This window comes from Streptomyces sp. TG1A-8 (genome assembly GCF_030499535.1).
Lineage (GTDB): Bacteria > Actinomycetota > Actinomycetes > Streptomycetales > Streptomycetaceae > Streptomyces.
Map to the genome: position 1 here is coordinate 5,380,615 of NZ_JASTLB010000001.1, position 25,061 is coordinate 5,405,675.

The 25,061-nt window shown below is 72.3% G+C and carries 24 protein-coding genes and 1 pseudogene; 15 read left to right on the top strand and 10 right to left on the bottom strand.

What is annotated here, in order from left to right; genetic code table 11:
* Positions 1-26 precede the first annotated feature (26 nt).
* The 5 genes from pgl to tkt are packed head-to-tail and all read right to left on the bottom strand — an operon-like array spanning position 27 to position 6,690.
* Complete coding sequence (gene pgl, locus QQY24_RS23615) at positions 27-809, bottom strand: 6-phosphogluconolactonase (protein WP_301974711.1); 783 nt, start codon at positions 807-809, stop codon at positions 27-29.
* The gene (opcA, locus tag QQY24_RS23620; RefSeq protein WP_301974712.1) at positions 806-1,891 is read right to left on the bottom strand and encodes a glucose-6-phosphate dehydrogenase assembly protein OpcA; all 1,086 of its coding nucleotides are present in this window, start codon (positions 1,889-1,891) and stop codon (positions 806-808) included. The genes pgl and opcA overlap by 4 nt, the downstream gene beginning before the upstream one ends.
* Entirely contained in the window at positions 1,888-3,426 is a 1,539-nt protein-coding gene (zwf, locus tag QQY24_RS23625; protein WP_301974713.1) for a glucose-6-phosphate dehydrogenase, read from the bottom strand. The genes opcA and zwf overlap by 4 nt, the downstream gene beginning before the upstream one ends.
* A gap of 1 nt (position 3,427) precedes the next feature.
* A complete protein-coding gene (gene tal, locus QQY24_RS23630) occupies positions 3,428-4,570 on the bottom strand; it encodes a transaldolase (RefSeq protein ID WP_301974714.1) in 1,143 nt (380 codons plus the stop codon).
* A gap of 32 nt (positions 4,571-4,602) precedes the next feature.
* A complete protein-coding gene (tkt, locus tag QQY24_RS23635) occupies positions 4,603-6,690 on the bottom strand; it encodes a transketolase (protein ID WP_301974715.1) in 2,088 nt (695 codons plus the stop codon).
* A gap of 373 nt (positions 6,691-7,063) precedes the next feature.
* Between tkt and QQY24_RS23640 the strand changes: the two genes are divergently transcribed.
* From QQY24_RS23640 to QQY24_RS23650, 3 genes are all read left to right on the top strand, one after another.
* A complete protein-coding gene (locus QQY24_RS23640; RefSeq protein WP_301976340.1) occupies positions 7,064-8,020 on the top strand; it encodes a heme o synthase in 957 nt (318 codons plus the stop codon).
* A gap of 57 nt (positions 8,021-8,077) precedes the next feature.
* Positions 8,078-8,410, top strand: coding sequence for a hypothetical protein (locus QQY24_RS23645; RefSeq protein ID WP_301974716.1), 333 nt, complete (start codon positions 8,078-8,080; stop codon positions 8,408-8,410).
* Between the two features lie 212 nt (positions 8,411-8,622).
* Positions 8,623-9,729 carry an amidohydrolase family protein gene (locus QQY24_RS23650; RefSeq protein ID WP_301974717.1) on the top strand — a complete coding sequence of 369 codons (1,107 nt, stop codon included), beginning with the start codon at positions 8,623-8,625 and terminating at the stop codon, positions 9,727-9,729.
* Between the two features lie 119 nt (positions 9,730-9,848).
* Here QQY24_RS23650 and QQY24_RS23655 read toward each other — a convergent pair whose 3' ends face one another.
* The 4 genes and pseudogenes from QQY24_RS23655 to QQY24_RS23670 form a co-directional block, all read right to left on the bottom strand.
* Positions 9,849-10,862 (bottom strand): heme A synthase, encoded by a 1,014-nt coding sequence (locus QQY24_RS23655; protein ID WP_301974718.1) that lies wholly within the window; start codon positions 10,860-10,862, stop codon positions 9,849-9,851.
* A 78-nt stretch (positions 10,863-10,940) separates the two neighbouring features.
* The gene (locus tag QQY24_RS23660; RefSeq protein WP_301976341.1) at positions 10,941-11,657 is read right to left on the bottom strand and encodes an ABC transporter permease; all 717 of its coding nucleotides are present in this window, start codon (positions 11,655-11,657) and stop codon (positions 10,941-10,943) included.
* Between the two features lie 70 nt (positions 11,658-11,727).
* On the bottom strand, positions 11,728-12,651 hold the full coding sequence (locus QQY24_RS23665) for an ABC transporter ATP-binding protein (RefSeq protein ID WP_301974719.1): 924 nt from the start codon (positions 12,649-12,651) through the stop codon (positions 11,728-11,730).
* A gap of 31 nt (positions 12,652-12,682) precedes the next feature.
* Positions 12,683-13,512, bottom strand: a pseudogene (locus QQY24_RS23670) (aminoglycoside N(3)-acetyltransferase).
* Positions 13,513-13,694: 182 nt separating this feature from the next.
* On the opposite strand from QQY24_RS23670, the gene QQY24_RS23675 reads away from it, so the two are divergent.
* From QQY24_RS23675 to QQY24_RS23730, 12 genes are all read left to right on the top strand, one after another.
* Entirely contained in the window at positions 13,695-14,429 is a 735-nt protein-coding gene (locus tag QQY24_RS23675; protein ID WP_301974720.1) for a metalloregulator ArsR/SmtB family transcription factor, read from the top strand.
* Positions 14,426-15,847, top strand: a complete 1,422-nt coding sequence (sufB, locus tag QQY24_RS23680; RefSeq protein ID WP_301974721.1) for a Fe-S cluster assembly protein SufB — start codon at positions 14,426-14,428, stop codon at positions 15,845-15,847. The genes QQY24_RS23675 and sufB overlap by 4 nt, the downstream gene beginning before the upstream one ends.
* Before the next feature lie 57 nt (positions 15,848-15,904).
* Complete coding sequence (gene sufD / locus QQY24_RS23685) at positions 15,905-17,125, top strand: Fe-S cluster assembly protein SufD (RefSeq protein WP_301974722.1); 1,221 nt, start codon at positions 15,905-15,907, stop codon at positions 17,123-17,125.
* The gene (locus QQY24_RS23690; protein WP_301974723.1) at positions 17,122-17,439 is read left to right on the top strand and encodes a non-heme iron oxygenase ferredoxin subunit; all 318 of its coding nucleotides are present in this window, start codon (positions 17,122-17,124) and stop codon (positions 17,437-17,439) included. Before sufD ends, QQY24_RS23690 begins: the two co-directional genes overlap by 4 nt.
* A 7-nt stretch (positions 17,440-17,446) precedes the next feature.
* A complete protein-coding gene (gene sufC / locus QQY24_RS23695; RefSeq protein ID WP_301974724.1) occupies positions 17,447-18,211 on the top strand; it encodes a Fe-S cluster assembly ATPase SufC in 765 nt (254 codons plus the stop codon).
* A complete protein-coding gene (locus tag QQY24_RS23700; RefSeq protein ID WP_301974725.1) occupies positions 18,208-19,464 on the top strand; it encodes a cysteine desulfurase in 1,257 nt (418 codons plus the stop codon). Before sufC ends, QQY24_RS23700 begins: the two co-directional genes overlap by 4 nt.
* Before the next feature lie 16 nt (positions 19,465-19,480).
* The gene (gene sufU / locus QQY24_RS23705) at positions 19,481-19,948 is read left to right on the top strand and encodes a Fe-S cluster assembly sulfur transfer protein SufU (RefSeq protein WP_301974726.1); all 468 of its coding nucleotides are present in this window, start codon (positions 19,481-19,483) and stop codon (positions 19,946-19,948) included.
* Positions 19,945-20,277 carry a metal-sulfur cluster assembly factor gene (locus QQY24_RS23710; protein WP_301974727.1) on the top strand — a complete coding sequence of 111 codons (333 nt, stop codon included), beginning with the start codon at positions 19,945-19,947 and terminating at the stop codon, positions 20,275-20,277. Before sufU ends, QQY24_RS23710 begins: the two co-directional genes overlap by 4 nt.
* Before the next feature lie 205 nt (positions 20,278-20,482).
* Entirely contained in the window at positions 20,483-21,472 is a 990-nt protein-coding gene (dapD, locus tag QQY24_RS23715; RefSeq protein WP_301974728.1) for a 2,3,4,5-tetrahydropyridine-2,6-dicarboxylate N-succinyltransferase, read from the top strand.
* Positions 21,473-21,662: 190 nt separating this feature from the next.
* Complete coding sequence (locus tag QQY24_RS23720; protein WP_301974729.1) at positions 21,663-21,803, top strand: hypothetical protein; 141 nt, start codon at positions 21,663-21,665, stop codon at positions 21,801-21,803.
* On the top strand, positions 21,800-22,489 hold the full coding sequence (locus QQY24_RS23725; RefSeq protein WP_301974730.1) for a hypothetical protein: 690 nt from the start codon (positions 21,800-21,802) through the stop codon (positions 22,487-22,489). The genes QQY24_RS23720 and QQY24_RS23725 overlap by 4 nt, the downstream gene beginning before the upstream one ends.
* Before the next feature lie 159 nt (positions 22,490-22,648).
* Positions 22,649-23,077: a DUF3618 domain-containing protein gene (locus QQY24_RS23730; RefSeq protein WP_301974731.1), complete on the top strand. Its 429-nt coding sequence runs from the start codon at positions 22,649-22,651 to the stop codon at positions 23,075-23,077.
* An 81-nt stretch (positions 23,078-23,158) separates the two neighbouring features.
* On the opposite strand, the gene QQY24_RS23735 is transcribed toward QQY24_RS23730, so the two are convergent.
* Positions 23,159-24,994, bottom strand: coding sequence for an endonuclease/exonuclease/phosphatase family protein (locus QQY24_RS23735; RefSeq protein ID WP_301974732.1), 1,836 nt, complete (start codon positions 24,992-24,994; stop codon positions 23,159-23,161).
* Positions 24,995-25,061: the final 67 nt, after the last annotated feature.

The window sequence follows — 25,061 nt, forward strand, 5'->3', positions numbered from 1 at the left end:
GCGTGGGATTCCCCCGGGCGCCCGGGCTACGGCGTCGCCGGCGGGTACAGCGAGCGCGGCAACTGCGAGGCCGCGGCGGCGTCCAGCAGCCACAGGGTGCGCTGCCGGCCGTAAGCGCCCGCCGCCGGGGCCTGGACCTCACCGGCGCCGGACAGGGCGATGGCCGCCGCCCGGGCCTTGTCCTCGCCGGCCGCGAGCAGCCAGACCTCGCGGGCCGCGCGGATCGCGGGCAGGGTCAGGCTGATCCGGGTCGGCGGGGGCTTGGGCGCGCCGTGGACGCCGACCACCGTGCGCTCGGTCTCGCGGACGGCCGGCAGCTCCGGGAAGAGCGAGGCCACGTGCGTGTCCGGGCCGACGCCCAGCATCAGGACGTCGAACGAGGGCACCGGGGCGTGGTTCTCCGGCGCGGCCGCCTCGGCCAGCTCCGCCGCGTAGGCCGCCGCCGCCGCCTCCACGTCCGCGCCGTGCGGCCCGTCGGAGGCGGGCATGGCGTGCACCCGCTCCGGGTCCAGCGGCACGGAGTCCAGCAGGGCCTCGCGGGCCTGCGTGACGTTGCGTTCCGGATCGCCCTCGGGCAGGTAGCGCTCGTCGCCCCACCACAGGTCCAGCCGGCCCCAGTCGACGGCGTCCCGGGCCGGGGCGGCGGCCAGCGCGGCCAGCAGGCCGTTGCCGTTGCGGCCGCCGGTGAGGACCACGGACGCGTGGCCCCGGGAGGCCTGCGCGTCCACGATCCTCGTGATCAGCCGGGCCGCGGCGGCCTGCGCCATCAGCTCCTTGTCGTGGTGCACGACCAGCTGCGGAGTGCTCATTCGGCCGTCGCCTTCTTCGCCGGGGCCTTCCGGGCCTTCCGGGTCGTCGCCGTCTTGGCGGGCGCCTTCGCGGCCTCCTCCTCCGGCTGCGGCACGGCGGCCGCTCCCGCGGCGGCGGACTGCTCCCCGGACTCCGGTCCCGGCCGCGACGCGGACCCGGTGTCCAGCCGCTCCACGCCGTAGCGCAGCGCCGAGGCGTAGGTGTCGTCCGGGTCGAGCCGGCGCAGCTCCTCCGCGATCAGCTCGGCGGTGTCCCGCCGCTTGAGCGCCACCGCGCGGGCCGGCTGGCCCTCGATGGACAAGGTGGCCAGCGAGCCGTCCGCCCGGTCCAGCACGACCGGACCCCGGCTGGTCTCCATCCGCACGGCCGTCAGACCGGGGCCGGCGGACAGCGACCGCTTCACGGGCACGTCCAGGCGGTCCGCGAGCCACATCGCCAGCAGCTCGCAGCTCGGGTTGGACTCCTCGCCCTCCACCTCGACGGCCCGCACCGCGCAGTCGACCTGGTCCAGCGCCGCGGCCAGCATCGAGCGCCACGGCGTGATCCTGGTCCAGGACAGGTCGGTGTCGCCCGGCGTGTAGGCCTCGGCCCGGGAGGTCAGCTCGCGCACCGGCTGCTCGGCCGCGTAGGTGTCGGTCACCCGGCGCTGGGCGAGCGCGCCCAGCGGGTCCCTGGCCGGGTCCGGCGGGGCGTTCACCGGCCACCACACGACCACCGGGGCGTCCGGCAGCAGCAGCGGCAGCACGACCGAGTCGGCGTGGTCGACGACCTCCCCGTACAGCCGCAGCACGATCGTCTCGCCGGTGCCCGCGTCCGCGCCCACCCGCACCTCGGCGTCCAGGCGCGAGGACGTGCGCCCGCGCGGGGTGCGGGAGACGCGCTTGACGACCACCAGCGTGCGCGAGGGGTGCTCGCGGGAGGCGTCGTTCGCCGCCTTCAGCGCGTCGTAGGCGTTCTCCTCGTCGGTGACGATGACGAGGGTGAGGACCATGCCGACGGCGGGGGTGCCGATGGCGCGCCGGCCCTTGACGAGCGCCTTGTTGATCTCACCGGCGGTGGTGTCGGTCAGGTCGATCTTCATGGCCTGCGCCAGCTCCGTCCGTCTCGTGCGAGCATCTCGTCCGCCTCCGCGGGACCCCAGGTGCCCGACTGGTACTGCGCGGGCCTGCCGTGCTTGTCCCAGTACTCCTCGATCGGGTCGAGGATCTTCCAGGACAGCTCGACCTCCTCGGTGCGCGGGAACAGGTTGGCGTCGCCCAGCAGCACGTCCAGGATCAGCCGTTCGTACGCCTCGGGGCTGGACTCCGTGAAGGACTCGCCGTAGGCGAAGTCCATCGACACGTCCCGGATCTCCATGGACGTGCCCGGCACCTTCGAGCCGAAGCGGACCGTGATGCCCTCGTCGGGCTGGACGCGGATGACGACCGCGTTCGAGCCCAGCTCCTCCGTCGCCGTGTGGTCGAAGGGGGAGTGCGGGGCCCGCTGGAAGACGACCGCGATCTCGGTGACGCGGCGGCCCAGCCGCTTGCCGGTGCGCAGGTAGAACGGCACGCCCGCCCAGCGGCGGTTGTCGATCTCCAGCTTGACGGCCGCGTAGGTGTCGGTCTTCGACTTCGGGTCGATGCCGTCCTCTTCGAGGTAGCCGATGACCTTCTCGCCGCCCTGCCAGCCGGCCGCGTACTGCCCGCGGACCGTGCTGTGGCCCAGCTCCCTGGGCAGCCGCACGGCGCCGAGGACCTTGGTCTTCTCCGCCGCCAGCGCGTCCGCGTCGAAGGAGGCGGGCTCCTCCATGGCGGTCAGCGCGAGCAGCTGCAGCAGGTGGTTCTGGATGACGTCGCGGGCGGCGCCGATGCCGTCGTAGTAGCCGGCCCGGCCGCCGATGCCGATGTCCTCGGCCATGGTGATCTGCACGTGGTCCACGAAGGACCGGTTCCAGATCGGCTCGAACATCGTGTTGGCGAAGCGCAGCGCCAGGATGTTCTGGACGGTCTCCTTGCCGAGGTAGTGGTCGATCCGGAACACCTGGTCCGGCTCGAACACCTCGTGCACGACCTTGTTCAGCTCCTCGGCCGAGGCCAGGTCGTGGCCGAACGGCTTTTCGATGACCGCGCGCCGCCAGGAACCGCCGGTCTGGTCGGCCAGCCCGTGCTTCTTGAGCTGCTGGATGACCACCGGGAAGGAGCGCGGCGGCACCGACAGGTAGAAGGCGAAGTTGCCGCCCGTGCCCTGGGCCTCGTCCAGTTCCTCGATGGTGGCGCGCAGCCGCTCGAACGCCTCGTCGTCGTCGAAGGTGCCCTGGACGAAGCGCATCCCCTGGATGAGCTGCTGCCAGACCTCCTCGCGGAACGGCGTCCGTGCGTGCGCCTTGACGGCGTCGTGCACCTCGGCGGCGAAGTCCTCGTGCTCCCACTCGCGGCGGGCGAAGCCCACCAGGGAGAAGCCCGGCGGCAGCAGACCGCGGTTGGCCAGGTCGTACACCGCGGGCATCAGCTTCTTGCGGGACAGGTCGCCCGTGACACCGAAGATCACCAGGCCCGACGGCCCCGCGATGCGCGGGAGCCGTCGGTCGGCGGGGTCACGAAGCGGGTTCGCTCCGGATCCTGCGAGAGGTGACAACTCAGCCCTCCGAGGGGGCGAGGCGCTGCAGCTCCGCCTCGGTCGACTTCAGCAGCTCGGTCCAGGACGCCTCGAACTTCTGGACGCCCTCCTCCTCCAGCGCCTGTACGACGTCGTCGTAGGAGATCCCGAGCTCCTCGAGCGCGTCGATGTCGGCGCGGGCCTGCTCGTAGGTGCCGGCGACGGTGTTGCCGGTGATCTCGCCGTGGTCGGCGGTGGCCTCCAGCGTGGCCTCCGGCATGGTGTTGACCGTGTTCGGCGCGACCAGTTCGGTGACGTACATCGTGTCCGGGTAGGCCGGGTCCTTCACGCCGGTGGACGCCCACAGCGGACGCTGCTTGTTGGCGCCCGCGTTCTCCAGCGCGCTCCAGCGGTCGGAGGACGGCGTCGAGCCGTCGGCGGAGCCGAACACCTCCTCGTACGCCTGGTAGGCCAGGCGCGCGTTGGCGAGGGCGGCCCTGCCGCGCAGCGCCCCGGCCCCGTCGGTGCCCAGGGCGTCCAGCCGCTTGTCGATCTCGGTGTCCACGCGGGACACGAAGAACGACGCCACGGAGTGGATCTCCGACAGGTCCAGGCCCCGCTCCCTGGCCTTCTCCAGGCCCGAGAGGTAGGCGTCCATGACGGCCCGGTAGCGCTCCAGGGAGAAGATCAGCGTGACGTTGACGCTGATGCCGAGGCCGATGACCTCGGTGATCGCCGGCACGCCCGCCATGGTGGCCGGGATCTTGATCAGGGTGTTCGGGCGGTCCACCAGCCAGGCCAGCTGCCTGGCCTCGGCGACGGTCGCCTTCTCGTCGTGCGCGAGCCGGGGGTCCACCTCGATGGAGACGCGGCCGTCCTGGCCGCCGGTGGCGTCGAAGACCGGGCGCAGGATGTCGGCGGCGTCCCGGACGTCCGCCGTCGTGATCATGCGGATGGCCTCTTCGACGCTGACCTTGCGGTGGGCGAGGTCGGACACCTGCTGGTCGTAGCCGTCGCCCTGCGAGATCGCCTTCTGGAAGATCGACGGATTGGTGGTGACGCCCACGACGTGCTGCTGGTCGATCAGCTCGGCGAGGTTGCCCGAGGTGATCCGCTTGCGCGACAGGTCGTCCAGCCAGATCGCGACGCCCTCCTCGGAGAGGCGCTTGAGTGCGTCTGTCATGGAATTACATCTCCTACGGTCGTGTATGAGCGTCAGCGCTGGGCGGCGGCGAGGGATTCCCGTGCCTTGGCGGCCACGTTCTCGGCGGTGAAGCCGAACTCCCGGAAGAGCACCTCGCCGTCGGCGGAAGCACCGAAGTGCTCCAGGGAAACGATGCGGCCGGCGTCCCCCACGTACTTGTGCCACGTGAGCCCGATGCCCGCCTCGACGGCGACCCGGGCCTTCACGGACGGCGGCAGCACGGAGTCCCGGTACCCCTGGTCCTGCTCCTCGAACCACTCCACGGACGGCATGGACACGACTCGCGTCGGCACCCCGTCGGCCTGGAGCTGCTCACGCGCCTCCACGGCCACGTGCACCTCGGAACCGGTGGCGATCAGGACGACCCGGGGCTCGCCGCCCTCGGCCTCGAACAGCACGTAGCCGCCACGGGCGGCGTCGTCGTTGGGCTCGTAGACCGGCACGCCCTGGCGGGTCAGCACGAGGCCGTGCGGGGCGCCCTTGCCGAACTCCTTGGTGTGGCGCGTGAGGATCTCGCGCCAGGCGGTCGCGGTCTCGTTGGCGTCCGCCGGGCGGACGACGTTCAGGCCGGGGATGGCGCGCAGCGAGGCCAGGTGCTCGACCGGCTGGTGGGTGGGGCCGTCCTCGCCCAGGCCGATGGAGTCGTGCGTCCACACGTACGTCACCGGCAGGTGCATCAGGGCCGACAGGCGCACCGCGTTGCGCATGTAGTCGGAGAACACCAGGAAGGTGCCGCCGTAGACGCGCGTGTTGCCGTGCAGGGCGATGCCGTTCATCTCCGCGGCCATGGAGTGCTCGCGGATGCCGAAGTGCACGGTACGGCCGTACGGGTCCGCCTCCGGCAGCGGGTTGCCCGCGGGCAGGAAGGAGCTGTCCTTGTCGATGGTCGTGTTGTTGGAGCCGGCGAGGTCGGCCGAACCGCCCCACAGCTCCGGGATCACCGCGCCGAGCGCCTGCAGCACCTTGCCGGAGGCGGCACGCGTCGCGACGCCCTTGCCCGTCTCGAAGACCGGGAGCTTCTTCTCCCAGCCGGTGGGCAGCTCGCCCTTGCTGATCCGGTCGAACTCGGCGGCGCGCTCGGGCTCGGCCTCCCGCCACCGGCGCAGCGACTCCTCCCAGGCGGCCTTCGCCTCGGCGCCGCGCCGCCCCGCCTGCCGGGTGTGGGCCAGGACCTCCTCGGAGACCTCGAAGGTCCTCTCCGGGTCGAAGCCGAGGACGCGCTTGGTGGCCGCGACCTCCTCCTCGCCCAGCGCCGAGCCGTGCGCGGCCTCGGTGTTCTGCGCGTTCGGGGCCGGCCAGGCGATGATCGAGCGCATCGCGATGAAGGACGGCCGGTCGGTGACCGCCTTGGCCTCCTGGATCGCCGCGTAGATCGCCCGCGGGTCCAGGTCGCCGTTCTCCTGGGCCGCCACGCGCTGCACGTGCCAGCCGTAGGCCTCGTACCGCTTGACCGTGTCCTCGGAGACGGCCGTCTCGGTGTCGCCCTCGATCGAGATGTGGTTGTCGTCCCACAACAGGATGAGGTTGCCGAGCTTCTGGTGACCGGCCAGCGAGGACGCCTCGGCGGAGATGCCCTCCTGCAGGCAGCCGTCACCGGCGATGCAGTAGACGAAGTGGTCGAAGGGTGAATCGCCCTGCGGGGTCCGCGGGTCGAACAGACCGCGCTCGTAGCGGGCGGCCATCGCCATGCCCACCGCGTTGGCCACGCCCTGGCCGAGCGGACCGGTGGTGGTCTCCACGCCCCTGGTGTGCCCGTACTCCGGGTGGCCCGGGGTCTTCGAGCCCCAGGTGCGGAAGGACTTCAGGTCCTCCAGCTCCAGGCCGAAGCCGGCCAGGTAGAGCTGCGTGTAGAGGGTCAGGGACGAGTGTCCGGCGGACAGCACGAAGCGGTCGCGTCCCACCCACTCCGGGTCGGCGGGGTCGTGCCGCATCACCTTCTGGAAGAGGGTGTACGCGGCCGGGGCCAGGCTCATCGCCGTACCGGGATGGCCGTTGCCGACCTTCTGTACGGCGTCGGCGGCCAGGACCCGGGCGGTGTCCACGGCCCGCTGGTCCAGCTCGGTCCACTCAAGGTCTGCGGTGGTCGGCTTGGTGCTCACCCTGGGTCAGGGCTCCTCTCCACATGTCGGTTGCCGGTCTTCGGGCCACGCGCCCAGCCGGCCGCCGGTGCACTGCGCGCCCACCGGCCGCTGTCGAGCCTACCCCCGTGAGGACGTGCGTCTTTCGAGTGTTCACAGACTGCCGTGCCCGCCCGCGATCCGCCCGCCGACGTGCCGGGGCGGCGTCCGGCGCGTGAATCCGGAGCCGCCCGCGCGACCGCTCGATCGAGCGGCGCCCGCCTCGTGTGCGGCGTCCGCGAACACGACCCACCCCCGCGGAGGCCGGGGTATGGGCAACGTCTAAAGTGGCGTGGTACGCGCGAGCCTTCGCCCCGCTTCCCGCGGGGGGCTCGCTGGGATGTCTCTGTCAGGGGTGTGCGTGACGGCCGTCGAATCCCGTCCCACGGGTGTGCTCGGTGGTGCGAGCAAGGGCCCGGTTCACCGGCCGTTCGGGGCCCGTGTCAAGGCATTCGTGGCACTGACCAAGCCGCGGATCATCGAGCTGCTGCTCATCACCACCGTTCCGGTCATGTTCCTGGCCCAGCGGGGCGTGCCCGACCTCGGGCTGGTCCTGCTCACCTGTGTGGGCGGTTACCTCTCCGCGGGCGGCGCAAACGCGCTGAACATGTACATCGACCGGGACATCGACGCGCTGATGGACCGCACCTCGCAGCGGCCGCTGGTGACCGGCATGGTCAGCCCGCGCGAGTGCCTGGCCTTCGGCATCGCCCTGGCCGTCGTCTCGACGCTGCTGTTCGGGTTCGCCGTCAACTGGCTGTCCGCCTGGCTGTCGCTCGGAGCGCTCCTCTTCTACGTCGTCGTCTACACGATGATCCTCAAGCGGCGTACGTCGCAGAACATCGTGTGGGGCGGTATCGCCGGCTGCCTGCCGGTGCTGATCGGCTGGTCCTCGGTCACCGACTCGATGTCCTGGGCGCCGGTCGTCCTCTTCCTCGTCATGTTCTTCTGGACGCCGCCGCACTACTGGCCGCTGTCCATGAAGGTGCGGGAGGACTACGCGCGCGTGGGCGTGCCGATGCTCCCGGTCATCGCCTCCAACAAGGTCGTGGCCCGGCAGATCGTCATCTACAGCTGGGTGATGGTCGCCGTCTCGCTGCTGCTGACCCCGCTCGGCTACACCGGCTGGTTCTACACGGTGGTCGCCCTCGCGGCCGGCGGCTTCTGGCTCTGGGAGGCGCACGGCCTGCAGAACCGGGCGAAGGCCGAGGTGACCGGGGTCAAGCTGAAGGAGATGCGGCTCTTCCACTGGTCGATCACCTACGTGTCGATCCTGTTCGTCGCCGTCGCCGTGGACCCGTTCCTGCGCTGAGCCACGTCACACGGGTCTGCCCTCGCCAGCCGATCTACCCGTCGGTAGCATCCTGGTATGGCAGAGACGCAGCAGGTTGACCCGAAGACCGAGCGCGCGGCGGCGAAGCTCGCCCGGCAGATCAGCGCCTTCTCCGAGGCGCACGGCGGTGCCGAGGGCCAGGTGGCCCACCTCGGCGAGCGCGGTGCCCGCATCGTGCTCGTCGGCGAGGACGGCGGCTGGGGCGACGTGGTGGCACGCACCACCGGGATCGCCGAGCTGGCGGTGCGCAAGGCCGGCATCACGGTCCACGAGGCCTTCGACGGCGAGTTCGCGGCGAAGGTGCGGACCGGACCCTACGAGTGGAGCCGGATGGCGGGGATCCAGGTCGGCGGCCCGCGCAACGACTGAGGGCCCACCCGCGCGGGGCGTCACCCCCTGCCGCCGAACGGCTCGGACGCGTGAGCACCGGCGGACCCGGCCGGGCCCGCACCCTCCGGCCGGGCCGCACCGGCCGTCCCGGACCCGGGTCCGCCGGCGGACCCGCGTTCCGGACCCGCCCGCGACCTCGCGCCCCGTTCACCCGTTAGGCCCGGTGAGGCCGCGTCCCACGGGGAGTCCGGATGATCGAAACGCCGTCCCTCGTGGACCAGTACTGCCACGGCGTACTGCGGACCGAGCTGGGCCTCGGCACCTTCGAGGCCCAGCTCGCGCGCACCGAGGGCCCGCCGGCCCCGGGCACCACCCTCTTCGACACGCAGACCGGCTTCGCCGTACGCCGCTGGTGCCCGCCCCTGCTCGGCCTGGAGCCGCACTGCCCGCCCGCCCTGTACCTGGCCCGGCGCCGCGAACTGGGGGTCCTGGAGGCGGACCGCAGGCTGCTGCGGGGCAGCGGCATCACCACCTACCTCGTCGACACCGGCCCGCCCGGCGACCTCGCCGGACCCGCCGAGATGGCCGGCGCGGGCGACGCCGCGGCCCGCGAGATCGTCCGTCTCGAACTGCTCGCCGAGCGGGTCGCCGACACCTGCGGCACCGTCGAGTCCTTCCTCGCCGGCCTGGCCGAGTCGGTGCTCGGGGCCGCCGCGCAGGCGGTCGCCTTCACCTCCGTCGCCGGCCTGAGGCACGGCCTCGCCCTCGCGCCCGAGCCGCCGGGACCGGGCGAGGTGCGGGGCGCGGCCGGCCGCTGGCTGGGCGCCCGCCCGCCGGGCGGCGCGCTGACCGACCCGGTGCTGCTGCGGCACCTGCTGTGGATCGCCGTCGCCTCGGGGTTGCCCCTGCAACTGCACGCCGGGCTGGACGGGCCGGGCTCGCGCGCCGACCGCGCGGACCCGGTCCTGCTCACCGACTTCGTCCGGGCCACCGCGGGCCTCGGCACGGACCTGGTCCTGCTGCACGGATACCCGTACCACCGCCACGCGGCCCACCTGTCCGCTGCCTTCCCGCACGTGTACGCCGACTCGGGCGCCGCGCTGGTGCGCACCGGCGCCCGTGCGGCCTCCGTCCTCGCCGAGACCCTGGAGCTGGCCCCCTTCGGCAAGATCCTGTTCTCCAGCGGCGGCCGCGGCCTGCCCGAGCTGCACGTCGTCGGCGCCCGTCTGTTCCGCGAGGCCCTGGACCGGGTGCTGGGCACCTGGGTCGCCGAGGGCGCCTGGTCCCTCGCTGACGCCCGGCGGGTGGCGCGCATGGTCGCGGCGGACAACGCGCGCCGGGTGTACGGGCTGGAGTGAACCGCGCGCACGGTCTGGTCCCGCGGCGGCCGGTCACCCCGGCGGTCCGGCGCGGGCTGCGGGGCGGACCGCCGGCCCTCGCCCGCGCGGGGGCATCCCCCGCGCGGGCGAGGGCCGGCTCACACGCGCGTGCCCACCGCCACCCCGGCCGGCGGGCCGGGCAGGCCGGCGACGACGGCCTCCGGGCGCTCGCGCAGCGACAGCAGGACCCGCAGGACGCCGATCCAGACCAGGCAGGAGCCGAGCATGTGCAGGCCGACGAGGATCTCGGGCAGGTGCGTGAAGTACTGGACGTAGCCGATGACGCCCTGGCCGAGCAGGACCAGGAAGAGGTCACGGGTGCGGCCGAGGGGGTTTCGGGGGGCGTCGACCGCCTTGAGCACGAACCACAGCGCGAACGTCAGCGTCACCACGATCCAGGCGAGCACCGCGTGCAGCTTGGCCACGGTCTCCCAGCCGATGGGGATCCGGTCGACCTCGCTGGAGTCGCCCGCGTGCGGCCCGGCCCCGGTCACGACGGTGCCGACCGCGATGAGCAGCACGGACGCGACCACCAGGAACCACACCAGTTGCCGGACCGCCTGGCCGACCAGCGGGCGCGGCGCCGCGTCGCCCTCCCGGGTGCGCTGCCACATCACCGTGGCGACCGTGATGAGCGCCGTCGACAGCAGGAAGTGCGCGGCGACCGTGTACGGGTTCAGGCCCACCAGGACGACGATGCCGCCGAGCACCGCGTTGCCCATGACCACCCAGAACTGCGCCCAGCCCAGCCGGGTCAGGCCGCGCCGCCACGGCTCGGCGGAGCGGGCGGCGACGATGGCCCAGCCGACGGCGGCGCACAGCACGTACGTCAGCATGCGGTTGCCGAACTCGACGGCCCCGTGGAAGCCCATGGCCCGGGTCGTGGTCAGCGAGTCGCCGGTGCAGGTGGGCCAGGTCGGGCAGCCCAGGCCCGAGCCGGTCAGGCGGACCGCGCCGCCCGTGACCACGATGACCACGGACATGACGAGCGCGGCGAGGGCCGCCCGCCGTACCGTCCGGGGCGCGGGGGTCCAGCGTGCGGCGATGAGGGCGAGCGGGTTGCGCAGGGCCGCCAGGGCGTCGGCGCGGGTCAGCTTTGGCACGCCCACCATGGTAGGCCGCGCGCTTGTGCACGCGTTCACGAGGGTGCCGTACCCGCGTCCGCTCCCGCGCGGGGCCCGGGCCCGCGCCTACTCCCAGCGGAAGAACCTGCCCGCCGCGGCCAGCCCCACGACCGCCCACACGGCGAGGACGCCCAGGTCGCCCCAGGGGATCCCGGAGCCGTGCTGGAGCACGTCCCGCAGGCCGTCGGAGAGCGCGGAGATGGGCAGCAGCCCGAGCACGTGCCGGACGCCCGGACCGAACTTCTCCAGCGGCACGATCACCCCGCCGCCCACGAGCAACAGCAGGAAGACCAGGTTGGCGGCGGCCAGCGTCGCCTCGGCCTTCAGGGTGCCCGCCATCAGCAGACCGAGCCCGCAGAAGGCGGCCGTGCCGAGGACGAGCAGGAGCAGCACCGTGGCGGGGTCGCCGTGCGGGGACCAGCCCAGCGCGAAGGCGATGACCGTCAGCAGGATCACCTGCAGGACTTCGGTGACCAGCACGGACGCCGTCTTGGCGGCCATCAGGCCCCAGCGTGGCAGCGGGGAGGACGCCAGTCGCTTCAGGACGCCGTAGCGGCGTTCGAAGCCGGTCGCGATGGCCTGCCCGGTGAACGCCGTCGACATCACCGCGAGCGCCAGGACGCCGGGCGTGAGGAAGTCGACCGCGTCGCCGGCACCGGTGTCGATGATGTCCACGGAGCTGAACAGCACCAGCAGCAGGGCCGGGATCACGACCGTCAGCAGGAGCTGCTCGCCGTTGCGCAGCAGCATCTTCGTCTCCAGTGCCGCCTGGGCCGCGATCATGCGGGGGAGGGGGGCGGCACCGGGCTTCGGCGCGTACGTACCCGCGGTCACGAGCGCCGCTCCTTGCCGGTCATGAGCGCAGCTCCTTGCCTGTGAGCTCGAGAAAGACGTCTTCGAGGGTGTGCCGTTCCACCGAGATCCGGTCCGGCACCACGCCGTGCTGGGCGCACCACGAGGCCACCGTGGCCAGCAGCTGCGGGTCGACCTTGCCGACGACCCGGTAGCCGCCCGGGGTCAGCTCGGCGGCCGTGCAGTCGGCCGGGAGCGCCTTGAGCAGGGAGCCGACGTCGAGGCCGGGACGGCCGGAGAAGCGCAGGGTGTTCTCGGCGCCCCCCTTGCACAGATCCTCCGGCGAGCCCTGGGCGATGACCCGGCCGCCGTCGATGATGGCGACGTCGTCGGCGAGCTGCTCGGCCTCTTCCATGTGGTGGGTGGTGAGGATCACCGAGACGCCGTCGGCGCGCAGGTCCCGCACCAGGTCCCAGGTGGCCCGGCGGGCCTGGGGGTCCAGCCCGGCGGTCGGCTCGTCCAGGAACACCAGTTCCGGGCGCCCGACGACGGCCATGGCGAGCGCGAGCCGCTGCTGCTGGCCGCCGGACAGCCGGCGGTAGCCCGTGCGGCCGCAGCCGCCCAGGCCCAGCCGCTCGATCAGCGCGTCCACGTCCAGCGGGTGCGCGTGCAGCCGGGCCACGTGGCGCAGCATCTCGTCCGCCCTGGCCCCCGAGTACACCCCCCCGGACTGGAGCATCACGCCGATGCGGGGACGCAGGAGGGCGGACTGGCGGACCGGGTCGAGGCCCAGGACGCGCACCGTGCCGGCATCCGGCTTCCGGTACCCCTCGCAGGTCTCGACCGTGGTGGTCTTCCCCGCCCCGTTGGGACCGAGGACGGCGGTCACCCCCGGCCGGGCCGCCAGGTCGAGGCCGTCCACCGCGGTTTTCGTGCCGTACCGCTTCACCAGGGCCTGGACCTGGACCACGGGCTCGCTTCGCATATTCCCCGAGTCTAGGGAGGTGCCGGACCGCTCAGGCGGGCGGGTGCGCGAACTCCCCCTCACGGGGGCGGTGCACGGGCAGCCACCGCTCGGCGTAGGCCACCGCGTCGGCCACCGGGAACAGCCGCACGTCGGCCGCGCCGGCCCTGCCGCGCACGACCGGCCGGTCCCGTTCGAAGTCGTGGCCCAGTTCCTCCAAGCGCTCCGAGGTGACGGACACCTCCGTCACCGTCTCCCGGCCGCCGCCCGGTGCCGGCCGCCGGCCGGTCCGCACCCGCGGGGAGGGGATGCGGTACTCGGCCAGGTGGAAGCTGGTACAGGCGGCGTAGCCGGCCCCGAGCGGCAGGCCCCGAGCGGCAGGACCCGGGCGCCGGCCCGCTCCAGCCGCGCCAGCGGGCTGCGCTCGCCCAGCCGGCAGTCGGTGGCGTGGCCGTCGGTGGGCTCCGGGGCGCGGGCGCCGAGGGCCGCGAAGGAGGTCTGCGGGTGGGCGCTGCGCCGGGCGCCGGGCCAGGTCCGCACGGTCTCCGGGACGACGCCGACCCAGCGGGAGGGGTGGATCGCCGGGTCGTGGGCGGGCGTGGTGGCGCGGATCGTCGCCCACCACTGCTCGGGCACCGCGGGGCCGCCCCCAGGGCCGGGTCGCTCCGGTCGCCCGGCTGGGCCGGCACGACGAGCGTGCCGGACGGACCGAGGACGTCCAGCAGGCCCTGGACGACGGCGACGGCACCGCCGTTCACCCGGCCGAGGGAACTCGGCGAGGTGTGGGCGAGGAGGATCTCGCCGGGTTCGACCCCCAGTCGGCGCAGGTGCGCCGAGGCTGTCCCGGGTGACGAGAGGGCCGGTCGGAAGGGGTGCGGGCATGGTCCGGGAGTCCTGCGGACGACCGCGTGCCGCGCCACCGGTGTGCCGGACGGGGGGTCGCCGGCGGCCGGTCGGGAGATCGTTTTCCCAGGTTGGATTAGGTATGCCTAAGTGACGCAGGGCACCGCCCGGTGATCCGGAGCGGCTTGTCAGGCCCCGAAGAATTACGCAACAATGGCGTTGTGAAAAACGTCGGTGAGGCTCGGGAGGCCCCCGCGGGGACCCCGCAGGAGGACCTCGCGACCGGTGAGCGCTCCACGCGCAACCGCGTCGCGCGATCCATCCTGGACCACGGCCCGTCGACCGTCGCCGAACTGGCCGGCCGGCTGGGACTCACCCAGGCCGCCGTACGGCGCCATCTCGACGCCCTCGTCGCCGACGACGTCGTGCAGGCCCGCGAGCAGCGGGTGTACGGCACCCGGACCCGGGGCCGCCCCGCCCGGGTCTTCGCGCTCACGGACTGCGGCCGGGACGCCTTCGACCAGTCCTACGACAAGCTCGCCGCGGACGCCCTGCGCTGGATCGCCGAGCGGGAGGGCGGCCCGGAGGCGGTCTCCGCCTTCGCGCGCGCGAGGATCGCCGCCCAGGCGGGCGCGTACCGCGCGGCGATCGAGAGCGTGAGCCCCGACAAGCGCGCGGAAGCACTGGCCAAGGCCCTGAGCGCGGACGGGTACGCTGCCACGGCGCGCAGCGCACCGGTCGGTGAGCAGCTCTGCCAGCACCACTGCCCGGTCGCCCACGTCGCGGAACAGTTCCCCCAGCTGTGCGAGGCGGAGACGGAGATCTTCGCCGAGCTGCTGGGCACCCACGTCCAGCGACTGGCGACCATCGCGCACGGCGACGGCGTCTGCACGACGTTCATCCCCAAGATTTCCACTGACGCACCTGCAAGCACGGCCGGGAGGAACCCCGCATGACTCTCCCCACGGAGACTGCCCACCCCGAACTCGAGGGCCTGGGCAAGTACGAATACGGCTGGGCCGACTCCGACGTGGCCGGTGCCTCCGCCAGGCGCGGCCTCGGCGAGGACGTCGTCAAGGACATCTCCGCGAAGAAGTCCGAGCCGGAGTGGATGACCAGGCTCCGCCTCAAGGGCCTGAAGCTCTTCGAGAAGAAGCCCATGCCGAACTGGGGCTCGGACCTGTCGGGCATCGACTTCGACAACATCAAGTACTTCGTGCGCTCCACGGAGAAGCAGGCGGAGTCCTGGGAGGACCTCCCCGAGGACATCAAGAACACCTACGACAAGCTGGGCATCCCGGAGGCCGAGAAGCAGCGCCTGGTCGCCGGTGTCGCCGCGCAGTACGAGTCGGAGGTCGTCTACCACCAGATCCGCGAGGACCTGGAGGAGCAGGGCGTCATCTTCCTCGACACCGACACCGCCCTGAAGCAGCACCCGGAGCTCTTCAAGGAGTACTTCGGCACGGTCATCCCGGCCGGCGACAACAAGTTCGCCGCGCTGAACACCGCCGTGTGGTCCGGCGGCTCCTTCATCTACGTGCCGAAGGGCGTGCACGTCGAGATCCCGCTCCAGGCCTACTTCCGCATCAACACGGAGAACATGGGCCAGTTCGAGCGGACCCTGATCATCGTCGACGAGGGCGCCTACGTGCACTACGTCGAGGGCTGCACGGCCCCGATCTACAAGTCGGACTCGCTGCACAGCGCCGTGGTCGAGATCATCGTCAAGAAGAACGCCCGCTGCCGCTACACCACCATCCAGAACTGGTCGAACAACGTCTACAACCTGGTCACCAAGCGCGCCGTGGCCTACGAGGGCGCGACCATGGAGTGGGTCGACGGCAACATCGGCTCCAAGGTGACGATGAAGTACCCGGCCGTCTACCTGATGGGCGAGCACGCCAAGGGCGAGACCCTGTCCATCGCCTTCGCGGGCGAGGGCCAGCACCAGGACGCCGGCGCCAAGATGGTCCACATGGCCCCGAACACCTCGTCCAACATCGTCTCCAAGTCGGTGGCGCGCGGTGGCGGCCGCACCTCCTACCGCGGTCTGATCGAGATCGGTGAGGGCGCCCCGGGCTCGAAGTCGAACGTGCTGTGCGACGCGCTGCTGGTCGACACCATCTCCCGCTCGGACACCTACCCGTACGTGGACGTCCGCGAGGACGACGTGTCCATGGGCCACGAGGCGACCGTCTCCAAGGTCTCCGAGGACCAGCTCTTCTACCTGATGAGCCGCGGCCTGTCCGAGGACGAGGCGATGGCGATGATCGTGCGCGGCTTCGTCGAGCCGATCGCCAAGGAGCTGCCCATGGAGTACGCGCTGGAGCTCAACCGGCTGATCGAGCTGCAGATGGAAGGCGCGGTGGGCTGACGCCCGCCCCGTCCGCCGGCACAGGTCTTACTCAGGAAAGAGAGCACTACGACAGCCATGGCTGAGGCCCAGAACTCCCCCACTCTCGGCTCCGCTCGAGCGGGGGGACCCCCACCCGTGGGTTCCACCACCGCGGGCTCGATCGCGGTCGCCGCGGAATCGACCGTCGTCTCGCGCATGAGCGCGCCCCCCTCCTTCGACGTGGCGGACTTCCCGGTCCCGCACGGCCGCGAGGAGGAGTGGCGGTTCACCCCGCTGGAGCGCCTGCGCGGCCTGCACGACGGCACCGCGACCGCCACCGGCGAGGGCGTGAAGGTCGACGTGCAGGCCCCCGAGGGCGTCACCGTCGAGACCGTCGGACGCGACGACGCCCGGCTCGGCCGGGCGGGCACCCCCGTGGACCGCGTCGCCGCCCAGGCGTACTCCGCCTTCGAGAAGGCCTCGGTCGTCACCGTCCCCAAGGACACCGTCCTCACCGAGCCGATCCGCATCGCGGTGCACGGCCGGGGCGGGACCGCCTACGCCCACCAGGTGATCGAGCTGGGCGCCTTCGCCGAGGCCGTCGTCGTCATCGACCACACCGGCGACGCGGTGCTCGCCGCCAACGTCGACTACCTCCTCGGTGACGGCGCCAAGCTGACCGTCGTCTGCGTCCAGGACTGGGACGACGAGGCCGTGCACGTGGCCCAGCACAACACGCTGGTCGGCCGGGACGCCTCCTTCAAGTCCGTGGTCGTCACCTTCGGCGGCGACGTGGTGCGCCTGCACCCGCGCGTCGAGTACGCCGCCGCCGGCGGCGAGGCCGAGCTGTACGGCCTGTACTTCACCGACGCCGGGCAGCACCAGGAGCACCGCCTCCTGGTCACCCACAACGCCCCGCACTGCAAGTCGAACGTCGCCTACAAGGGCGCGCTCCAGGGCGAGGCCGCGCACGCGGTCTGGATCGGTGACGTGCTCATCGAGGCCGCGGCCGAGGGCACGGACACCTACGAGATGAACCGCAACCTGGTCCTCACGGACGGCGCGCGCGTCGACTCGGTGCCGAACCTGGAGATCGAGACCGGCGAGATCGTCGGCGCCGGCCACGCCTCCGCCACCGGCCGTTTCGACGACGAGCAGCTCTTCTACCTGATGGCCCGCGGCATCCCGCAGCACGAGGCCCGCCGGCTGGTGGTCCGCGGCTTCTTCGCCGAGCTGGTCCAGCACATCGGCGTCGCCGACATCGAGGAGCGCCTGCTCACCAAGATCGAGCAGGAGCTGGAGGCGTCGGTCGCATGACCTTCGTACGCGCCTGCGGGCTGAGCGAGCTGACGGACGACACCCCCAAGCGGGTGGAACTCGACGGCACGCCGGTCTCGGTCGTCAGGACCGAGGGCGAGGTGTTCGCGATCCACGACATCTGCTCCCACGCGAACGTCTCCCTCTCCGAGGGCGAGGTGGAGGACTGCCAGATCGAGTGCTGGCTGCACGGCTCCGCCTTCGACCTGCGCACCGGCAAGCCGTCCGGCCTCCCCGCGACGCGCCCCGTCCCCGTATACCCCGTAAAGATCGAAGGGGACGACGTGCTCGTCTCCCTCACCCAGGAGTCCTGAGGCACCCATGGCAACGCTTGAAATCCGAGACCTGCACGTCACCGTCGAGGCCGACAACGCCACGAAGGAGATCCTCAAGGGCGTCGACCTCACCGTGAAGCAGGGCGAGACGCACGCCATCATGGGCCCCAACGGCTCGGGCAAGTCGACCCTCGCCTACTCCCTGGCGGGTCACCCGAAGTACACGGTCACCGGCGGCAGCGTGCTGCTCGACGGCGAGGACGTCCTGGAGATGTCCGTCGACGAGCGCGCCCGCGCGGGCCTGTTCCTGGCGATGCAGTACCCGGTCGAGGTCCCCGGCGTCTCGGTCTCCAACTTCCTGCGCACCTCCGCCACCGCCATGCGCGGCGAGGCCCCCAAGCTGCGCACCTGGGTGAAGGAGGTCAAGGAGGCCATGGAGCGCCTCCACATGGACCCCGCCTTCGCCGAGCGCAACGTCAACGAGGGCTTCTCCGGCGGTGAGAAGAAGCGCCACGAGATCCTCCAGCTGGAGCTGCTCAAGCCGAAGGTCGCCGTCCTGGACGAGACCGACTCCGGCCTGGACGTCGACGCGCTGCGCATCGTCTCCGAGGGCGTCAACCGCGTCCGCGGGACCGGCGAGGTCGGCACCCTGCTGATCACGCACTACACACGCATCCTGCGCTACATCAAGCCCGACCACGTCCACGTCTTCTCCGCCGGCCGCATCGTCGAGTCGGGCGGCCCGGAGCTCGCGGACAAGCTGGAGAACGAGGGCTACGAGGCATACGTGAAGGGTGGCGCATCCGCGTGACACAGCTGCCGGGCCTCCTCGACACCGAGGCGCTCCGCAAGGACTTCCCCATCCTGGACCGCACGGTCCACGACGGCAGGAAGCTCGTCTACCTCGACAACGCGGCGACCTCGCAGACCCCGCGCCAGGTCATCGACGCCCTGGACGAGTACTACGAGCAGCACAACGCCAACGTCCACCGTGGCGTGCACGTCCTCGCCGAGGAGGCCACGGAGCTGTACGAGGGCGCGCGGGACAAGGTCGCGGAGTTCATCAACGCGCCGAGCCGCAACGAGGTGATCTTCACCAAGAACGCCTCCGAGTCGCTGAACCTCGTGGCGAACATGCTGGGCTGGGCCGACGAGCCCTACCGGGTGGACCACGAGACCGAGATCGTCATCACGGAGATGGAGCACCACTCCAACATCGTCCCGTGGCAGCTGCTCGCGCAGCGCACGGGCGCGAAGCTGAAGTGGTTCGGCCTCACCGACGACGGCCGGCTCGACCTGTCCCGCATGGAGGAGGTCATCACCGAGAAGACGAAGATCGTCTCCTTCGTGCTGGTGTCGAACATCCTGGGCACGGTCAACCCGGTCGAGGCGATCGTGCGCCGCGCCCAGGAGGTCGGCGCGCTCGTCTGCGTCGACGCCTCCCAGGCCGCTCCGCACATGCCGCTGGACGTGCAGGCCCTCCAGGCCGACTTCGTGGCCTTCACCGGCCACAAGATGTGCGGTCCGACCGGCATCGGCGTCCTGTGGGGCCGCCAGGAGCTGCTGGAGGACCTGCCGCCGTTCCTCGGCGGCGGCGAGATGATCGAGACGGTGTCGATGCACTCCTCGACGTACGCCCCCGCGCCGCACAAGTTCGAGGCGGGCACCCCGCCGATCGCGCAGGCGGTCGGTCTGGGCGCGGCGATCGACTACCTCAACGCGATCGGCATGGACAGGATCCTCGCCCACGAGCACGCCCTGACCGAGTACGCCGTCAAGCGGTTCGCCGAGGTGCCGGACCTGCGGATCATCGGCCCCGCCACGGCCGAGGACCGCGGCGCCGCGATCTCCTTCACCCTCGGGGACGTCCACCCGCACGACGTGGGCCAGGTCCTCGACGAGCAGGGCATCGCGGTCCGGGTCGGCCACCACTGCGCGCGCCCCGTCTGCCTGCGCTACGGAATTCCCGCGACCACGCGAGCGTCGTTCTACCTGTACTCCACGCCGACCGAGATCGACGCTCTGGTCGACGGACTGGAGCACGTACGGAACTTCTTCGGCTGAAGGGCGTGCTGAAACCGTGAAGCTGGACTCCATGTACCAGGAAGTCATCCTGGACCACTACAAGAACCCGCACGGGCGTGGTCTCCGGGACGGCGACGCCGAGGTGCACCACGTGAACCCGACGTGTGGCGACGAGATCACCCTCCGGGTGAAGTACGACGGCACGACCATCGAGGACGTCTCGTACGAGGGCCAGGGCTGTTCCATCAGCCAGGCATCGGCGTCCGTCCTCAACGAACTCCTCGTCGGCAAGGACGTGTCCGAGGCGCAGCGGATCCAGGAGACCTTCCTGGAGCTGATGCAGTCCAAGGGCCGGATCGAGCCGGACGACGCGATGGAGGACGTCCTGGAGGACGCCGTGGCGTTCGCCGGCGTCTCCAAGTACCCCGCCCGGGTGAAGTGCGCCCTGCTGAGCTGGATGGCGTGGAAGGACGCGACGGCCCAGGCGCTGGGCGGCGCCGAGGCCGAAAGGAAGACGGCATGACCGACACCGCTGAGATGAAGCCGGCCTCGGAGGAGGAACTCCGCGAGGCCCTGATGGACGTGGTCGACCCCGAGCTGGGCATCGACGTCGTCAACCTCGGCCTCATCTACGGCATCCACGTCGACGACGCGAACATCGCGACCGTCGACATGACCCTGACCTCCGCGGCCTGCCCGCTGACGGACGTCATCGAGGACCAGGCCAGGTCCGCCACGGACGGCCTCGTCAGCGAGTTGCGCATCAACTGGGTCTGGATGCCGCCGTGGGGCCCCGACAAGATCACGGACGACGGCCGCGAGCAGCTCCGGGCGCTCGGGTTCAACGTCTGAGGACTCCCGCGGGCACGGAGCGGAGGCACCCGACGGGGTGCCTCCGCTCCGTGCCCCCCGTGGTGTGCCGTGCCCGCCGCGGGGCACGGACGGCCCCTCCGCACGAGCGCCCCACCGGTGAGGACGGCGGGCCGTGCCCGGGGCGGGGGTCCGGCACGCGGGACGGGGTTCGCCCCGGCGGCCCCGCCCACGTTAGGTTTCCTGCATGACCGACTCGACTGCTTCTCGCACCACCGGCGCCGTCGCCGCCGGCCTCGCCACCATCGCCTCCGACGGCACCGTTCTCGACACCTGGTTCCCCGCCCCCGAGCTGGTGGCGGAGCCGGGCCCCTCCGGCACCGAGCGCCTCTCCGCCGAGCAGGCCGCACAGCAGCTCGGCGGCGGCGCGACCGCGGCCATCGGCCCGGACGCCCGCCGGGGGGTCGAGGTGGTCGCGGTCCGTACGGTCATCGCCTCGCTCGACGAGAAGCCGCTCGACGCGCACGACGTCTACCTGCGCCTGCACCTGCTCTCGCACCGCCTGGTCAAGCCGCACGGCCAGAGCCTGGACGGCATCTTCGGACACCTCGCCAACGTCGCCTGGACCTCGCTCGGCCCGGTCGCCGTGGACGACGTCGAGAAGGTCCGGCTGAACGTCCGCGCCGAGGGCCTGCACCTCCAGGTCACCTCGATCGACAAGTTCCCGCGCATGACGGACTACGTCGCCCCCAAGGGCGTCCGCATCGCCGACGCCGACCGGGTCCGCCTGGGCGCGCACCTCGCCGAGGGCACCACGGTCATGCACGAGGGCTTCGTCAACTTCAACGCCGGCACGCTCGGCACGTCCATGGTCGAGGGCCGCATCTCCGCGGGCGTCGTGGTCGGCGACGGCTCGGACATCGGCGGCGGCGCGTCCACCATGGGCACGCTGTCCGGCGGCGGCGACGTGATCATCTCGATCGGCGAGCGCTGCCTGGTCGGCGCCGAGGCGGGCGTCGGCATCGCGCTGGGCGACGAGTGCGTGGTCGAGGCCGGCCTGTACGTCACCGCGGGCACCCGCGTCACCATGCCCGACGGCCAGATCGTCAAGGCGCGCGAGCTGAACGGCGCGTCCAACATCCTCTTCCGCCGCAACTCGGTGACCGGCGTGGTCGAGGCCCGCCCGAACAACGCGGTGTGGGGCGGCCTGAACGACATCCTGCACAGCCACAACTGACGCGGCCGGCCCGGCGGCGGCGCGCGCGGGTGCGTCGCCGCCGCGGTGGAGCCGTGCTCGACGTGCCTGCGCCGCACCGCTCGGAATCCGCCGGGATCGTGCGGGCGGCCGGAGGCCCTGTGTCCAATTCGGCCCTTCATGGGTCACCATGGGCAGGGAGGGTCATCCACCGTCGGTCATGGGAGGCACCATGAAGCTCGGCAAAGCACTGGCCACCGGAATCGCCGAGGAGCGGCCGCTCGTCCAGGAGGAGGAGCTGCGGCTCCCCGAAGACCCCGTCCGCACCGAACCGGCCGAGCCGGCCCGTGAAGAGGTCCCGGCGGCCCGATGAGGCTGCGGCTCCCGGTGGAACGCCCGACGGAGCCGCCGACCGGATACAAGATCGCCCACCCGGTGCTGTCCCAGGACGGCACCCGGGCCGGGTTCACCGGTGTGTCCCTGGGCGGCGCGCTGCCGTACGGCGTGCTCGACGACGCTTCCTGCGTCTACGGCCGGCGGCACCGCGCGCCCGCGCGGCTGTGCGACTGCGGCTTCCACTGCGTGCACGACCGCAGGGCCGCCGAGGCCCTGCTGTGCACCGCCGAGCACCGGGGCGCGACCTTGCTGGAAGTGTCCGTGCTCGGCGCCTACATCCGCTTCGAGCGCGGTTTCCGCTACGCCCGGCAGCGGGTGCGCACGGTGAGCGTCGGCCCGTGCGCCTGCGGTGCCCCCGCCGTCGCGCTCGCCGACGCCGGCTGGGGCCGACCCGGCTGGCGGGTCCTCGCCCCGGTCTGCGCGAACTGCGCGCGCGGCCGGGCGTCCGTCTCGCCGGCGGGGTTCGCCCGGCTGGCCGGGGAGGGCCTGCGGGTGGTGACGGAAGCCGGCGGTACGCCGCCCGCGCCGGTCGCCGGCGCGGAACCGGGCGTGCCCGAACTCGTCGCCGAGGCCGCCCTCCTGCAGGCGCGGCTCGACTGGTTCCAGACCCAGCTCGCCCGGCTCGGCGAACACGGGAGCGGAGGCGGCGCGGAGCGGGGCTGAGGCGGGTCCAGCGGGGCTGAGGCGGTTCCTGCGGGCCGGGCCGGTCCGTCCGGGCCGTCCCGTCCGGAAGACACTCCTCTGACGGCCGGCAGCCGGGGTACTCGGCCGTTCCGACCGGGAGAGGGGCGGCGGACGACCGACCAGGGAAAGGGCACACCGATGACGGACAGGATCCCGCACGGTTCGGGCGCCAAGGGCCCCGACGAGCTGCGGCAGCAGATCGAGCGGACCAGGCACGAGCTCGGCGACACCGTGGCCGAGCTGGTCGGCAGGACCGATGTGAAGGGCCGGGCGCTGGCCCGGGCCGCCGACCTCAGGGACAAGGCCGGGGCCATGACGGTGCAGCTGCGCACCAGTGCCGCCCAGGCGGGGCACGCCGTGCAGCACAAGGTGGCCAGGACCGGCCACGCGGTGCAGGACCGGGCCGGGCACGTGGGCCGCGCCGCGCGGGACACCGTCCCCGAGCCCCTGCGCGACGTGCTGCGGACGGGTCCGCGCCGCCCGGGTCCGTTCGTGGCCGCGGGCGTCCTGGGGCCCGCCGCGGCGGCCGCGGGCTTCGTGTGGGGCCGGCGGCGCCGCTGTGCGTGACCGGAAGCGACCGGTCCCGCCGGACCGCATCCGGCCGGCGGGACCGGCCGGGCGGTGTGCCCGGCCGGTCCCGCCGTGGCCTCACGGGCGGAAGCGCAGCACCTGCGGGTCGTGGTCGCTGATCTGGTCGTGGAACTCCGAGTTGACGTGCACGCTGTCGTACTCGAAGCCGGAGCCGCGCCGGATCGCCGGGCTGATCAGGATCTGGTCCAGGACCTGCTCGTTGCCCTGGTAGTCGTAGGTGTACCGCTCGTCCCGGGGCAGCGACTTGATCGCCGACCACAGCTCGCCGTGGCCCTCCAGGATCCGGGCGGTCCCGGAGAACTCGAAGTCGTTCATGTCGCCGAGCGCGATGACGTCCGCGTTCCCCTGCGCGGACAGGATGTCCCCCACGAACGCGTTGACCTCGGCGGCCTGTGCGTGGCGCTGGACCTCCGAGCTGCGCACCGGCGGCTGGTACTGCCCGGTCAGCCCCTGGTCGCCGCCCTTGGAGTTGAGGTGGTTGGCGATCACGAAGACGGTCTCGCCGCGGAAGACGAACTCGCCGACGAGCGGCTTGCGGCTGTTGTTCCACGCCGCGTTCGCCGGGTCGATCCGGCCGGGGGAGGCGGTCAGCCGCGCCTTGCCGTGCACCTTGGTGACGCCGACGGCGGTCGTGGAGCCGCCGCCCGCGCGGTCGGTGAAGGACACCCGCTGCGGGTTGAACAGGAACACCTGGCGGATGTTCCCGCCCGGCTCGCCGCCGTCCTGGTCGTTGACCGGGTCGATCGAGCGCCAGTCGTACCGCGGGCCGCCCGCCGCGACGATCGCGTCGATCAGCTTGCCGACCGTCGCGCTCGCGTCGACGGTGCCGTCGTCCGTGGCGCCGTTGTCGTCCTGTATCTCCTCCAGGGACACGATGTCCGGGGACTGCAGGTTGTGCACGATCGCCGCGGCGTGCGCCTCGAAGGTGGCGTCGGATGGGTCGAGGTTCTCGACGTTGTACGTCGCCACCGCCAGCTCGCGGCCGGACTGCTTCCGGGTCGTCTCGCGCTCCAGACCGGCGCTCCTCAGGGTGCCGAGCCCGCTCGCGACGAGGGTGTAGCCGCCGAACTGGTTGTAGTCCATCGGGCCCGTGGTGGCGCCCTGCAGGGTGTCGCCGACGTTCGCCACCGGGAAGCCGGCGGTCGGGCCCAGCGACTGGATCTGCAGCCGGCCGGTGTTCTGGGAGTCGTAGGAGCCGTAGACCGTGCCGCCGCGGCGGCTGCGGTGCTCGTCCGGCTTCACCGTCACCCACAGCTCGCTGTATGGATCGGTGGCGGTGACCACCCGGGCGTCGGAGACCTGGACGTTCATGCCCTCCAGGGACTCGTAGTAGTCCAGGGCGTAGGCCGACGGGTCCAGGGTCAGGCCGTTGACGGAACCGGCCGCGGCCGGGTCGCCCGCGGGGGCGTACACGTCCGGGACCGCGTCCTCGTCGATGACGACCGGCGCCGGGACCGCGTTGCCGGTGGAAACGGTGGTGGTCACCGGCTTGGTGATCTCCGTGACCGACTGGTTGCCGCTGGAGGCGCCGCCGGGGACGTACTCGGAGACCGTGCCGGTCACCGTGACCGCGTCGCCCACCGCGACCTTCGGCGTGGAGCTGGTGAAGACGAACACGCCCTCGCTGGTGGCCGGGTCGTCGTCCGGGGCCGTGTCCTGGAGCCAGAACCCCTTGGAGGAGCCGTAGGTGCGCGTGGCCGTGACGACGCCGGGCACGTCGGTCACCTTCTGGCCGGCGAACGGCGAGGTGCGGGTGGTGCCCTGGACGTCGTGGACGCGCACCGAATCGGCGTGTGCGGGGGTGGGGAGGACGACTATCTGGCTGGCTGCCGCCGCGCTGCAGACGGCGGCGACGGTGAGCGCGGCGAGGCGCGTGGAAGACCTGCTCGGCAAGGGATGCCTCCGGGGGCGTGCGTGAGCGCCGGGACGAGGGTGGGACCAAGGCGTGCGGGGCTCGTGG

Coding starts and splice junctions, on each gene's coding strand:
- pgl (WP_301974711.1), bottom strand. CDS start 809: ATGAGCACTCCGCAGCTGGTCGTGCACCACGACAAGGAGCTGATGGCG.
- opcA (WP_301974712.1), bottom strand. CDS start 1,891: ATGAAGATCGACCTGACCGACACCACCGCCGGTGAGATCAACAAGGCG.
- tal (WP_301974714.1), bottom strand. CDS start 4,570: ATGACAGACGCACTCAAGCGCCTCTCCGAGGAGGGCGTCGCGATCTGG.
- QQY24_RS23645 (WP_301974716.1), top strand. CDS start 8,078: ATGGCAGAGACGCAGCAGGTTGACCCGAAGACCGAGCGCGCGGCGGCG.
- QQY24_RS23650 (WP_301974717.1), top strand. CDS start 8,623: ATGATCGAAACGCCGTCCCTCGTGGACCAGTACTGCCACGGCGTACTG.
- QQY24_RS23655 (WP_301974718.1), bottom strand. CDS start 10,862: ATGGTGGGCGTGCCAAAGCTGACCCGCGCCGACGCCCTGGCGGCCCTG.
- QQY24_RS23660 (WP_301976341.1), bottom strand. CDS start 11,657: ATGATCGCGGCCCAGGCGGCACTGGAGACGAAGATGCTGCTGCGCAAC.
- QQY24_RS23665 (WP_301974719.1), bottom strand. CDS start 12,651: ATGCGAAGCGAGCCCGTGGTCCAGGTCCAGGCCCTGGTGAAGCGGTAC.
- sufB (WP_301974721.1), top strand. CDS start 14,426: ATGACTCTCCCCACGGAGACTGCCCACCCCGAACTCGAGGGCCTGGGC.
- sufD (WP_301974722.1), top strand. CDS start 15,905: ATGGCTGAGGCCCAGAACTCCCCCACTCTCGGCTCCGCTCGAGCGGGG.
- QQY24_RS23690 (WP_301974723.1), top strand. CDS start 17,122: ATGACCTTCGTACGCGCCTGCGGGCTGAGCGAGCTGACGGACGACACC.
- sufC (WP_301974724.1), top strand. CDS start 17,447: ATGGCAACGCTTGAAATCCGAGACCTGCACGTCACCGTCGAGGCCGAC.
- QQY24_RS23710 (WP_301974727.1), top strand. CDS start 19,945: ATGACCGACACCGCTGAGATGAAGCCGGCCTCGGAGGAGGAACTCCGC.
- dapD (WP_301974728.1), top strand. CDS start 20,483: ATGACCGACTCGACTGCTTCTCGCACCACCGGCGCCGTCGCCGCCGGC.
- QQY24_RS23720 (WP_301974729.1), top strand. CDS start 21,663: ATGAAGCTCGGCAAAGCACTGGCCACCGGAATCGCCGAGGAGCGGCCG.
- QQY24_RS23725 (WP_301974730.1), top strand. CDS start 21,800: ATGAGGCTGCGGCTCCCGGTGGAACGCCCGACGGAGCCGCCGACCGGA.
- QQY24_RS23730 (WP_301974731.1), top strand. CDS start 22,649: ATGACGGACAGGATCCCGCACGGTTCGGGCGCCAAGGGCCCCGACGAG.